Raw genomic sequence first — 12,111 nt, 5'->3', positions numbered from 1 at the left:
CTCTCACAAACTTCTGTTTAAATTTCCAGCGATTTCGCAAAATCTTGGGGATTTTTCTAAACGAGGAATCCCATCAATCCATTCGAATCATCTAAAGAATTGATGGATGGATACCGAACTCTTTGTATTTCTCACAATCCCAATGCCGTGAATTGGCCAAAAATTTATCTTATCGAAGTTAGGTTCCACTTTTTTCAAATAAAAAATAAAATCCAAGTGCCGCTGCCATATGGGGGTGGTGGATGGCTCCTTCGCGTAACAATTGTTTGACTTCGTTAGGTGTCTTCAGGACAATTTCAATGTCTTCCCCTTCATCAAATTCCACATCATGGATGGGCTCAACATCATAAGCCACATACGAGTAAGACCAATTGGTGAACATGGCTGGGTTACCAGAAAACTTCGATAACAATCGAATCTTTGATGGATCGGTTGCATATCCAGTTTCTTCTCTGAGTTCTCGCACCACGGATTCAAATTCAGCTTCTGGTCCATCATCATCTACGATGCCACCTGGGATTTCTAAACTCTCCTCACCAATCCCATGCCGGTATTGTTTGATGAGTAAAATTTCACCTGTTTTTGTGATGGGTACAACATTCACCCAATTTTTAGATTTTAAAACATAATAGGTTTTTTCGAGATCAACCCTTGGGAGTTTGATATCAAATGATGCCAAAGTATAAATGGGAGTTGGGAATAAGTCTTTCCAATTCTTACGTTCTTTCAAAGCGGATGCATTCCTGTAGGTTTCATTCTCCCATCAGGTTGGTTCGTGAGATTGAAATTACCACCCTTTTTTTGGAATGGAAACTCTAACTCCTTGCTTCCAAACGCATTGTTTGAAATCCTTTCCTTATGAAATTATATGGTAGCATCACTTCCCCGTATGTCAGACGGATCCGTTTCCTTTGTTTGGAACTGGGAATTCCCTTTCAGTTGGTAGACACAATGACGGAATTAGGCCAAAAAGAACTGAGAGAAAAAAATCCCCTTTGGAAAGTGCCATACTTAGAGTCTGGAGATGTGAAGATTTGGGATAGCCATACCATCACAGACTACATCCTTTCCACAAAGGGACATGGAAACTTCAGACCAAAAGAGGGTGGACATTTTTTCCGCGAAGCAAACCTGCTCACTGCTATTGACCAAGCTCTAGACAATGCCATCCTTTTGTTTTATCTGAACAAGGAAGGGATTGGGCCCGATGCAGCCCCTTATTTAACGAAAAATGCATTACGAATCAGTTCCATTTTAGATTACATCAAACGCGAGTTAACTGGTAATTTTTTCTTCTCCGATGGGAAAGTTGGTTTATCAGAAATAGCACTTTACACCACCCTCGATTGGATCCGATTCCGATCCGTATTACCGATTTTGGAAGAGGAGATTTTTGTGAATTTTCTCAATTTCCACGGACCAAACAAATCATGGATGGAAACCGCTCCGAAGTAGGAAGGAGTAGACGTTTTTCACTCGACCCCATTTGATTTCGCTGGATTATGTCCCTTACCGGACCCCCTATGAAATTGAATGCGGCACAAATGGAAGCAGTTTCCACCATCCAAGGACCCCTTCTTGTTTTCGCAGGGGCGGGGTCGGGGAAAACAAGGGTCATCACCAATCGCATCGCACATATGGTCGAAGGGGTGAAAATCCCAGCAGGTAAAATTGTAGCCCTATCGTTTACCAATAAAAGTGCAAAAGAGATGGCGGAACGCCTTCGGAAGATGGTGCCTCGGGAAAAACTGAAAGGGATTACGCTCTCCACCTTTCATTCGTTAGGCTTAAAAATCTTAAAAGAACACATCACAAAACTAGGTTATAATGAAACCTTTTTACTCTTCAATGGGACAGACCAAGAAGCCTTTGTTTCCGACCTATTAAAATCCAAACGACTCGACCCCAAAAAAGTCCCACCCAGGGAAATATTACGGCGGATTTCGTATGCGAAAAACACACAAGTCCATCCAGCGGACAATGGCCTAACGGGTGAATTTGATCTCGTAGCGGCAGAGCTTTTTTCGATGTATGAGGACGGCTTAAAAGAAAAAAATGCCATTGATTTTGATGATTTAATTTTATTGCCAAAACGTCTGTTAGCTGAATTCCCAGAAATTGCTGCGTATTACCAAAGAAAACACGAATACTTTCTTGTGGATGAGTTCCAAGATACAAACCAACTCCAGTATGAGTTTTTATCCTTATTTCGCGGAAAAAGTGATAACCTTTGTGTGGTAGGGGATGATGACCAAAGTATCTATGCCTTCCGTGGATCCAACGTCCAACTCATCCTAAATTTTGAAAGGGAATTCCCTCATGCAAAGGTGGTAAGGCTCCTTGAAAACTATCGTTCCACTTCCCTCATCATCCAAGCGGCAAACTCACTCATCCAAAACAATAAAGGCCGCAAAGAAAAAACCTTATACAGCCGGATCCCTTCCGCAGAACGAGTGGAATACTATGAAACTGCTGATGAAAGAGAAGAAGCCATTTTTGTCGCAGGTAGGATCCAAACACTCCTCATCAAAAATGAATTTAAAGGGAAAGAAATTGCCATCCTCTTTCGCACCAATTTCCAATCCCGTCCATTTGAAGAAGAACTCCGTAACCGTAGCATTCCCTATAAGGTAGTCGGTGGTTATAATTTCTTTGACCGAAAGGAAATCCGTGATTGTATCTCTTACCTTCGTTATGTGGCCAACCCAAAAGATGATTACTCTCTACTTCGGATCATCAATTACCCCAAACGTGGGATTGGACCCGGGACCATGCAAAAACTCCAAGAAGAAGCATTTATCTACAAACTTTCTCTTTATGAAATCTTCCATAAAATGATCGAGAGTCCTGACTATTTGCCCGAAGTAAAAGCTAAGGTGAGGCAAGAAATTTACCAATTTGTGGAAATGGTAGATGCCTTCAAAAAGAAGTTTGCGATGTCCCCAAAACTGGCTCCCGTTCTCAGGGAAATGATCACCCAAATCGGGTTTGAGCGGGAAATTTCCATGGAAGAGTCCGAAGAGAAGGTGGTGAAAGCCCGGATCTACAACCTAAGTGAACTCGTAAATATGTTGTCCTTTTTTGAGGAAGAAGAGGGCAGAGAAGGAAAAGCCACCATTTTCGATTTTTTGCAAAGGTTGGTCCTTCTCATGGAAGACGAACCTAAGGAAGATGAGGAAGACAGACGGGTGCAACTCCTCACGATGCACCAGTCCAAGGGTCTCGAATACGATTTAGTATTTTTAGTGGGACTGGAAGAGGGAATTTTACCGAACTCACGTGTTATAGAAGAAGAAGGGGAAGTGGTCGATGAAGAACGACGCCTTCTCTACGTGGGTATGACTCGCCCAAGACGAAAATTGTACTTGACTTCGGCTCGTACACGACGCAAATTTGGGGAGCAAATCGAGAGTGCCCCCTCTCGGTTTTTAAACGAGCTGTCTCAGGACGCTGTTCTTTTTTTCCCTATGGAAACAAAGGATAGAGACACAGAAACTAAGAATTTCTTAGAGGAATTAGACAAACTAAAGGTAGGCTAATGAAATCGATTCTCCCACTCACCCTCCTATTGTTGGTAGTGGCATTTGAAAATTGCGCATCAAACAAGGAAACCATCCGCACAGGAGTTTCCAAAATCAATACAGGGTCTCATTTGGCCCAAATCGAAGCAATCGATGCTGATCTCAAATCCTCTACACTATCTGACGAGTCTCGCGACAAACTCATCATCAAAAAAGGAAAATTATTACTCGATTTAGGTCGTTATGAAGACACGATCTCCACTTTAAACCAAGTCAACCAAGCAAAGGCAAATCCTGTCCAATTGTCTGAGTGGAATTTGGCAATGGGAAAGGCATACATTGGGAAAAATGAATACAGCAAAGCCATTCAGTTCCTCAACCAATCCGAAAAACTCGATAAAAATACGAACCTGATGGAACGTAAAAAACTCGTCGTACAGTCTCTTGTTGCGGAAAGGGAATACTACCCAGCACTAGCGACCCTTACAAAAACCTACACAAAAGGGAACCAGAAAAAAGACGAGTTCTATTACGAGACTGCAGCGAAAACCTATCTCAAAATGGGATTTGAATACAAAAACACAGGTTTTTACCAAAAAGGATTACAAGTGGCAAACCTTGGACTCGAAGAGTTTCCAAATAACGAAACCTTAAGGTCCATCCAAAAGGAATGTTTAGAAGTGTTACAGCCGGAGGGCAAACTCTAAGATTTTTTGGAACGTTTTTTTGCGACTCATCGTTTCCATCAGTGGAAACAAAATTTAGAAATCGTACTCAATAGAATCCGTGAAAACAAACGGGTTCTATTTTCATTTTTAGCCCTTGGTTTTGTATTTTTCCTTTTTGTTCTCTTCTATTATGGATTAGAATTTTACCTCCGCAATTACCGTATCCCCTTGGTCAAACTTCGGAAAGTTGTCGCAACTACCATCAACCAAGAATTAGGGAAGGCAGTTGATATTGGGGTTTTAGATTTTTCCCTACGTGAAGGACTGATTATCGAAGATTTGGTCGTTTCTAACGAAGAAGACTTCTCGTTTAACGACCATATGCTGAAAGTGAAAAAGGTTACATTTCGCTTATCCAGTTATTTCAAAGACTCTCCCACCGTTGAACGAATCGATTTTTATAGCCCACAACTGGTGTTAAATGATGATCGAGGTTTACGAGACCGACTCATTTCTTATGCCCAAACCAGTAAACTAAAAGACATTCGTTTTCACGATGCAAAACTTACAGTGAAACAAGCTGATACCACTTTGGTTGATTGGAAGGAAGGTTGGGACATTGATCTGGTTCGTAAAAATAAACGTTTGTTTGTAAAATACAATAATGGTTGGTTTTGGGTTCCGAATACAACGCGAGTGAAAGGGGAAGGTTATTTTTCCGAATCCAATTTAGATGATTTTCAATTTGAATTTTTTTGGAAAAACTTTCCTTCGGAAGAAGCCATCCTTTTAACCAATTATTTGTTTGGATCGCAGGTGCAGTCGGCCGTACTCACTGGGGAAGGCAAAATTTCTTCTTCGCCAAATGCTGGTTTTGTGATTGATGGAGACTTGGAATTTGAAAATTCCTTCATCATACTTCCTTTTTTTGAAAATTATTTATTAGAAGGTTTTCGTTTTCGAGAAAAATTCCATTTTACGAAAGAGTTAGAAGAAAGAGAATTTTTAGGGAACGAATTCCAAATCAAATCCCAAGTGGCAACAGTATTTGGAAAAGAGACCTTATTGCATAGGAAACTGGAATTTCAAATTACAGAATTAGAAGATATTTTTGAACATATCACAGACATATCGGGCCTTTTCCGCTTTCCATTGTTTGGTGAACTTCATGGAAATGTAGAAGTCAAAGAAACGGGTGATAAAAACAAATGGTTTTCGATCACGGGGGAAGTGAAGGGAAGTGAATTGAAACTCGCGTCCTCTCTACTTTCTTTGGAAAATGGAAAACTGAATCTCAAATGGAAACCAAATAATGAATGGGAACTCAGTATAGATTCGGAAACCTTTGGGAAACCTTCTCATCTTGTAGGCTTTGGATCTGCGGATTTCAGTCGTTCCAAAAAAACAGATGGGACTTTTTATTACCCCATGTCTTCCAAAACAAAAATGAAGTTCCAGTCAACGGAACTCACTGCCAATGATTGGAAACCCCTTTATGAAGATTGGAAAAAAGATACTCTCGAAGAAATACGGGAACGCCAAGAGAAACTCATACCAGAAGAATACTTTTACCAAACAAAACTGTATAAATACTTCTTGGAATCAATGAATTTTGATTTGAGCATTCATATCACAAACTTTTTTGCCTACCAAGGGTCTACTTCCTTGGGAGAATCCAAAGGAAATTTGGTTGTGAAAGATGGTAGGTTTAGTTTGAATTTGGGACTTGGAAATGCGGATTCCAAACTTTCGGTTGTTTCGTATTTTGCGAGTAAAACTCCAAATTTTAGTTTTAACCTGATTTTAAAAGAATACCCGTGGTCTGATCCATGGATGATCGTATGTGGGACCGAATGGAAACCAAACCAAGTCAATTTGGATTATAGTTTCAATAGCATTGGAAGTGATTATTATATGCTGCATAAGGATGCAAGGACATCTTATACTTTGAAATTATTTGGAGTGAATTTAAAAGATGGGGATCTCATCTCCAAAGGCAATATTGACCATTTGGCATTTAAAAAACCTTTTGATATTGAATTTTCGCTCAACCGGTATTCTGATATGGATTATCTTTCTGATGTGGTTGTGACAAGTGAACAATTGGATTTGAAAGGTTATGGGAATAATAAAAATGGAAACTACCAAATGACTCTCTATGGACTTCTCGGGGAAACAAGAGGGAGTTTTGCCATATCGGAAGAGGAAAACAAATGTCAAATCAAATGAAAATCCTCACGGCCTCATTCATCCTTTTGGCAGTATTTTGTTTCCAATGTAAAGAAAAACAAAATCCAGCTGATAGGGCTCCAAACCTCAGTAATATCCCGAATTTTAAAGGGGAATGGGTATTGGAATGGGAGAATGGAACCCATTCCCTCAATCTTGATCCAGAAGGCCCCAAGGTTTTGTTTGATGGAAACGAAGGATTGGAATTGGATTTGGATTCCGTTGGGATTCGGATCCGACCATATGATGAAGAAACAGTGAAGGGTTATTTTTTATATTCTGATATCAAACCCAAGTCTTGGATTGGGACTTGGGAAAACCGAGTGGTCCGTTTATTCCGTAGGGATTAGTTTCAATAGAGATTGGATTTCTTTTGCGGCCTTTTTGGAAGCATTCATCGTTCCGAGTTCGCGTTCTTTTGCCTCACGTAAGATCCCTTTGATTTTGTTTCGTAATTTTACATTCGAAAGGATTTTCCATGCTTCTTGCAGAATGTACTCCGGCCTACATTCATTTTGAGTGATCTCACGGCAGACTTCCTGTCCACATAGGATATTCGCAAGGCCAATGAATTTTGATTTGATCAGAAGTGATCCAAGGAAATAGGTAAATAAACTCACCTTATACAAAATCACCATTGGAGTTTCAAAATACAATCCTTCCAAAGTTGCCGTCCCCGATGCAATGAGGAGTAGGTCACTTGCTTCCATCACACGTAGAGATGAGTTCCACAAGTAATGGATTTGGAGATCAGGGTGGATCTGTTTTACAGCACTGATCTTTTCTAATAAAAATGATTCTTCTTTTTGGTTGATGTTTGGTAATAAAAAAACTACTTTTTTCTTTTCTAACTTACATTGTTCGTGGAGCAACACTGCTGTTCCAAGGATTGGATCAACTAATCGATGAATTTCTCCTTTCCTAGAACCTGGAAGTAAACCTACCGTGTAACCGTGGTGAGAATCTGGAAGTTTTTCTGGAATTACTGGTTCTTTTTTTAATTTTTCTGGGATTCGTTTTGTGATGGGGTGGCCCACAAACTTGGCATTCACTCCATATTCATGGTAAATCTCTTCCTCAAAACGAAACAATGTGAGCATAAGTGCAATGTGTTCTTTGATAAAATAGATTCGTTTGAACTTCCAAGCCCAAATTTGTGGGGAAACATAAAATACAGTTTGGATTCCCCGTTTCTTTAATTCTTTTGCCAATCGTAAATTAAAACCAGGGTAATCAATTAAAATGGCAAGTTGGGTTGGTCTCTGTGTGGTTTCTTCTAAAACTCGATAAAATACTTTTTTTAGATAACTGTACTTTTTGATCGCTTCGGAAAATCCTATGACACTCAAATGTTCCATCTCTTCTAGAGATTCAAGACCGTTTTGAATCATTCCTTCGCCACCAATTCCGTAATAGTGGTAATCGGGTTCCATTGTACTTAGTTCTTGTAAAAGATCAGAACCAATGAGATCACCTGAATGTTCTCCTGCAATGACTAGGATGTTTTTTTTCGCGTTAGATCGATGTGATTTTTTTTTGGTTACCATTCAGAACCTTACTCCCATTTTTACCGAGGACACAGAAATTTAACTTGTGTTTTGTGGCAAACTCAATCACTTCTTTGGGATTCACTACGAGTGTTTCACCTTCTCGAATGCATAATGTTTTACATCCACTTTCTAACATCACTTGGAAGGTGTGGATGCCAATTGTGGGTAAGTCAAAACGTTCATCTTGTTTGGCCTTGGGGCTTTTGCAAACCACTGCATCACCCTTTTTTTTAGTGTACTGCCCACCACGGCGAATCGTTTCATCTGTGCCTTCCACGGCTTCCACTGCGATGACGGATTCATCATTCACAACCACCATTTGGCCGATATCCAAATCAGCCATTTTTTCAGCGTAATCCATTCCAAAGACAATGTCTTTTAATTCTTGGTTTGTGAATTTTTTAGGTGTGTAACGGCCTTCTGGGAGTAAAAGGGACTTTAAATAAATTTTTTGTGAAATGACTCTTACTCCCATGGCCTCAAATTCATCTGCGATGGCGAGGAAGATCGGGTAGTCGTTACGGTTGATGGTTTTAGCTAAAATGGAAAGGGCTTTGAGATCAAATTTGAGTTTTTGGAAGAGTAGGTCTTTTCTTACTTTTCCAAGCATTAAGACACGCGAGATTTTTTCTTTTTGGATGGTCTTTAAGATTTTGCCCACTTGGGTGATGTGGACAGGAATTGTCCGCGACTCATGCCCTCTTGGAGAAAAGTCAGACTCAATTAACCCTAGGAAAATTGGATCTTCGCCAGCAGCGAGTGCTTCCTGCATTCCAATATGGGGGAGCTCGCCACCACCAGCGATGATTGCCAATTTACCTTTTGTGACCAAAGGACTTCCTTTTACGTAGTTCCTGAATCGCTACTCGTAGTGGAAGAAGGGGCACTCTCTTTTTTGTAGTCAGTTACATAAAAACCAGATCCTTTGAAAATGATTCCTGCACTGGCAGAGATCCTACGTTCCACGGATCCTTTTTGTCCACAAAGGCATTCTGTTAGTGCATCGTCCTTCATGGATTGAACGTGCTCAAAGTCTTTTCCACATGTGTTGCAATGGTAATCGTAAGTTGCCATATTCTCTCCTTTAATGAATTCCTGTTCTCACTTCAAATAATAATACATGATCACGGTTGGGTTTATTGACCAACGGCAAACAAATCTCCCAAGAATACTTTCCTGCTTCCAAGATGGACTCTGAAAGTGGAAACGAACGTATCGATTGGATGAGGCCAGTATTCCTCCTCCAAAGGCTTGCGTTCCATTTGTCCCCAAGTCGATTCTCGATATGTAAGGACAGATTTTCTCGCCTTTTTTCGCCGTCGAGGACATATCGATTTTTATTGACCCAAATTGAATTTTGGTCTGCTGCAATGGAATATGCCAGATGTTCCAAATGATTGTATTGCAAATGGATTTCAATAAATGGGATCGGTATTTCTGAATCGGGGGGTAAAAAGGAAAACTCAAAGTAATTTTTGTTTCCGGATAGTTTTTTGCAAATGCGATCCGAGGGGGTTTGTTTTCCAGAAGATCCATAAATGGGAAACCCTGTTTCGCCCATAACTCTGATGGAATCACGAGGGATGTAATTCCCAAAAAAGGTTTGGGGGATTTTTTTTCCATCCCAACCTTCAAAGTCGATCCGGATTTCATTGTCCACAGCCTTAAATCGTTTTTCAAATTCTCGGATGAGGCCTTCGTCGGCCAAGGTCTCTTTCAAAAATCCAGAGAAAATCCAAGCTGTTTTTTGCGAGTTCGGGAAGTAACAACGTTTCCAGTTCCCGTCGTTGCCAGCAATGGTTTCTTCGGCACTATCTTCTTCTAAACAGATGGCAGGTTCTGGTTCACTTACCTTTCCCACTTCGCTGTTTTCTCTACCGGGACCACTTCTAAGGTTTACATTTTTTCCTCGTATGGTAGCCGTTTGGTGGTATAAATTGGTTCCTGATACTTGCGATAAAAATTGTAGGGTTTGTAATAAAAATCCGGTTTCAATTTCTCCAATAGGCTCAAAAGGAAACTTTAACAAATGAGAAAGTGCATCACTGAAACTTTCCTCCATTCCTCTTGGATCTTCTAGAATCAAGAGGAGTAAGTAATTGGTGACTTCTGATTTGGGGATTGGTTTTACGATGGAACTGATTTTAGTGATGAGGGCTCTTTTATAACCGGTTCCATGTTTTTTTAAATGAGAAAAATAGGGGTCCTCCAAGTGGTAATACGTTCCCCTTGTGGTTTCCCATTCGATGACTTTGGTATCCTTTCGTTTTTGAAAGAAGTGCAAAAGTTCTTTTTCACCGTTCTTTCCATTCAATTGTTTTTCCAATTGGGATAAGGACTGGGATAAAATGGTGAGTTCCAATTCGCTTGTTGGTATCTCAGATTCTTTGTAAAGTTTTAGAACTTTTAAATACGATTCCGATTGGTACAAATCGTACGCTTTGTCGTCTCGTTCCCGAAAATCAACAAAGGTATAAGTAAATATAATAACGAGTGAAAAGACTATCCCAAAAGCAAAAAAAACTCGGGAGCGTATCAAAAGGAACCTCCCGGATTCGTTTGATTAAAGATTTTCTGGAAGGAGTTTGGCGCGGTCGACTCCGTATTCTTCGAATAATGCATTTTTTGCCACATAGTATCGGTGTAAATTGATGTTGTAGTCTACTTTCGCTCTTACAAGAGAAAGTTGGTCTTGTACCAATGTGTCCAAAGCATTTTTCACGGCAAGTGCATTGAACCTTCCTTGTTGGAAGGAACGTAACACACCATTATAATACTTTTTTGATTCCTCTTCGGTTCGTTTCGCATTTTCCATCACACGGTACGATGCTTTTAGGATATCAATCCTTGTTTTGACATCATCGGAAACCGATTTGACTAAGTCAGATTCTTCTAAGGCAACTTGGCGTTTTTGGATCTCTGCATCGCGTAGACCCACCTTCACTCCCTTATCCATAATGGGGTAACTTAGGTCTAGTGAACCTTGCATGATTGGGTATTGGTAAGACAAAACTCCATTTCGTCCATCGGAGTAATTGTTTTGTGGGCTGATTGTATTTTGCGCTTGGTAACCGTAAGTACCCGCTGCCTTTAACGAAGGAAGGGCTTCATTTTTAGCCATCTTCATCGCAAGTTCTGCGTTTTCTTTTTTCCTTTGTAAGGCACGAAAATCAGCACGATGTTTGTAAGCATAGTCGATGTCGGCTTGGTAATCCAATTTTGCTGGTAGGGTTTCCGAAAGGGGAGTTGTCTTTTGGAAGACAGTGTCTTCTGGTAGGTTCAGGGAACGAATGAGTTTTCGTCTTGCTTCTTCTTTTTCAGCACTTGCCTGCGCCATTTGTCCTTCCACTTGGGAGAGAAGGGCATTCCATTGGTTCACTTCAAAACTTTCCGACAGACCAAGGCCTTGTTTACGGATGGTTAGGTCTCGGACGTTCTTTGTATTCTTCAATAATTGTTCAAAGGTTTGGTAACCAGATTCTTTGACTGAGTAGTTCCAATAGTCAACAAGCGTGGAAACGACTTTTGTTGCCACTTGGTCTTCCATTTGTTCCCGCATGATTTCTGTTTGGTTCTCAAGGATTTTTTCCATATTCCTTTCATTGGCACCAAAGGCATTTTTTAAAAGGTCTTGGGCAATGGTAACAGAAAGGGAATCAGTGTATAGAGGAGGGAGTCCGAATGCAGTAAACCCAGATGGAGTTTGGCTCTGATTTTCAAATGCGTTGGAATCGAACCTTTGTGATTTCGCTTCTAACTTGAAATATGTTCCTGTTGTGAACAATTTTTCAAGACCCGCACTGTAAGTATTGGTTTGGGTTTTTGTTCCGGTGAAGAGATTGTTTTGGTTAAACGGAAATCTCTTTTGGTCGATTTCTGCTTTTGATACGGCTCGCCAAGAATACTTTGCTTCGAATTTCATCAAATTGGAATCAGCTTTTGCCAGTTCCAACCGAGCTTGCAAAACTTCGCGGTTGTTTTCAATGGCATACCGGACTGCTTCTTGGAGGCTAAGAGAAAAACCCTTATCTCCCGACTCAGCAGCCAGTAAACTTACGGAAATGAGAAGGATGATGACACTAGAAACCCATGAACGTTGTTCCATACTCTTAAATCAGACTCCTCATTTCCCCTGCAAAGTTG

Annotated in this window: 11 protein-coding genes; 5 read left to right on the top strand and 6 right to left on the bottom strand. The window is 40.4% G+C overall.

Translation table 11 applies throughout. The features are described 5' to 3' along the window. Nucleotides 1-178: 178 nt before the first annotated feature. Nucleotides 179-730 carry an NUDIX hydrolase gene (locus LEP1GSC202_RS13550; protein ID WP_015678402.1) on the bottom strand — a complete coding sequence of 184 codons (552 nt, stop codon included), beginning with the start codon at nucleotides 728-730 and terminating at the stop codon, nucleotides 179-181. Between the two features lie 128 nt (nucleotides 731-858). On the opposite strand from LEP1GSC202_RS13550, the gene LEP1GSC202_RS13545 reads away from it, so the two are divergent. The 5 genes from LEP1GSC202_RS13545 (at nucleotide 859) to LEP1GSC202_RS13525 (ending at nucleotide 6,768) form a co-directional block, all read left to right on the top strand. Next, on the top strand, nucleotides 859-1,455 hold the full coding sequence (locus LEP1GSC202_RS13545) for a glutathione S-transferase family protein (RefSeq protein WP_015678180.1): 597 nt from the start codon (nucleotides 859-861) through the stop codon (nucleotides 1,453-1,455). Between the two features lie 68 nt (nucleotides 1,456-1,523). After that, nucleotides 1,524-3,539, top strand: a complete 2,016-nt coding sequence (locus LEP1GSC202_RS13540; protein WP_015678049.1) for an ATP-dependent helicase — start codon at nucleotides 1,524-1,526, stop codon at nucleotides 3,537-3,539. Next, on the top strand, nucleotides 3,539-4,228 hold the full coding sequence (locus LEP1GSC202_RS13535) for an LIC12587 family lipoprotein (RefSeq protein WP_015678374.1): 690 nt from the start codon (nucleotides 3,539-3,541) through the stop codon (nucleotides 4,226-4,228). The genes LEP1GSC202_RS13540 and LEP1GSC202_RS13535 overlap by 1 nt, the downstream gene beginning before the upstream one ends. A gap of 6 nt (nucleotides 4,229-4,234) precedes the next feature. Beyond that, nucleotides 4,235-6,418, top strand: coding sequence for an LIC_12586 family protein (locus LEP1GSC202_RS13530; RefSeq protein ID WP_015678279.1), 2,184 nt, complete (start codon nucleotides 4,235-4,237; stop codon nucleotides 6,416-6,418). Next, nucleotides 6,403-6,768 (top strand): hypothetical protein, encoded by a 366-nt coding sequence (locus tag LEP1GSC202_RS13525; protein WP_015678173.1) that lies wholly within the window; start codon nucleotides 6,403-6,405, stop codon nucleotides 6,766-6,768. Before LEP1GSC202_RS13530 ends, LEP1GSC202_RS13525 begins: the two co-directional genes overlap by 16 nt. Here LEP1GSC202_RS13525 and lpxB read toward each other — a convergent pair. Genes lpxB through LEP1GSC202_RS13500 form a run of 5 tightly spaced genes read right to left on the bottom strand, consistent with a single transcriptional unit; the run spans nucleotide 6,751 to nucleotide 12,073 of the window. Further along, nucleotides 6,751-7,965, bottom strand: a complete 1,215-nt coding sequence (lpxB, locus tag LEP1GSC202_RS13520; RefSeq protein WP_015678291.1) for a lipid-A-disaccharide synthase — start codon at nucleotides 7,963-7,965, stop codon at nucleotides 6,751-6,753. The two genes, LEP1GSC202_RS13525 and lpxB, sit on opposite strands and share 18 nt — an antisense overlap. Further along, nucleotides 7,934-8,800, bottom strand: coding sequence for an LpxI family protein (locus LEP1GSC202_RS13515; RefSeq protein WP_015678115.1), 867 nt, complete (start codon nucleotides 8,798-8,800; stop codon nucleotides 7,934-7,936). The genes lpxB and LEP1GSC202_RS13515 overlap by 32 nt, the downstream gene beginning before the upstream one ends. 11 nt (nucleotides 8,801-8,811) lie before the next feature. Further along, a complete protein-coding gene (locus LEP1GSC202_RS13510; RefSeq protein WP_015678375.1) occupies nucleotides 8,812-9,042 on the bottom strand; it encodes an FmdB family zinc ribbon protein in 231 nt (76 codons plus the stop codon). A 10-nt stretch (nucleotides 9,043-9,052) separates the two neighbouring features. Further along, nucleotides 9,053-10,507 carry an SH3 domain-containing protein gene (locus tag LEP1GSC202_RS13505; protein WP_015678166.1) on the bottom strand — a complete coding sequence of 485 codons (1,455 nt, stop codon included), beginning with the start codon at nucleotides 10,505-10,507 and terminating at the stop codon, nucleotides 9,053-9,055. A 24-nt stretch (nucleotides 10,508-10,531) separates the two neighbouring features. Next, a complete protein-coding gene (locus tag LEP1GSC202_RS13500) occupies nucleotides 10,532-12,073 on the bottom strand; it encodes a TolC family protein (RefSeq protein ID WP_015678208.1) in 1,542 nt (513 codons plus the stop codon). Between the last annotated feature and the right edge of the window lie 38 nt (nucleotides 12,074-12,111).

Source organism: Leptospira yanagawae serovar Saopaulo str. Sao Paulo = ATCC 700523 (assembly GCF_000332475.2).
GTDB lineage: Bacteria > Spirochaetota > Leptospiria > Leptospirales > Leptospiraceae > Leptospira_A > Leptospira_A yanagawae.
Note: the sequence above shows the minus strand (reverse complement) of the source record. Positions and strands in the feature narration are given on the sequence as shown.

What these genes read in the sequence shown, in the direction of transcription:
- LEP1GSC202_RS13545 (WP_015678180.1), top strand. Translation starts at nt 859, where the DNA reads ATGAAATTATATGGTAGCATCACTTCCCCGTATGTCAGACGGATCCGT.
- LEP1GSC202_RS13540 (WP_015678049.1), top strand. Translation starts at nt 1,524, where the DNA reads ATGAAATTGAATGCGGCACAAATGGAAGCAGTTTCCACCATCCAAGGA.
- LEP1GSC202_RS13535 (WP_015678374.1), top strand. Translation starts at nt 3,539, where the DNA reads ATGAAATCGATTCTCCCACTCACCCTCCTATTGTTGGTAGTGGCATTT.
- LEP1GSC202_RS13525 (WP_015678173.1), top strand. Translation starts at nt 6,403, where the DNA reads ATGTCAAATCAAATGAAAATCCTCACGGCCTCATTCATCCTTTTGGCA.
- lpxB (WP_015678291.1), bottom strand. Translation starts at nt 7,965, where the DNA reads ATGGTAACCAAAAAAAAATCACATCGATCTAACGCGAAAAAAAACATC.
- LEP1GSC202_RS13510 (WP_015678375.1), bottom strand. Translation starts at nt 9,042, where the DNA reads ATGGCAACTTACGATTACCATTGCAACACATGTGGAAAAGACTTTGAG.
- LEP1GSC202_RS13500 (WP_015678208.1), bottom strand. Translation starts at nt 12,073, where the DNA reads ATGGAACAACGTTCATGGGTTTCTAGTGTCATCATCCTTCTCATTTCC.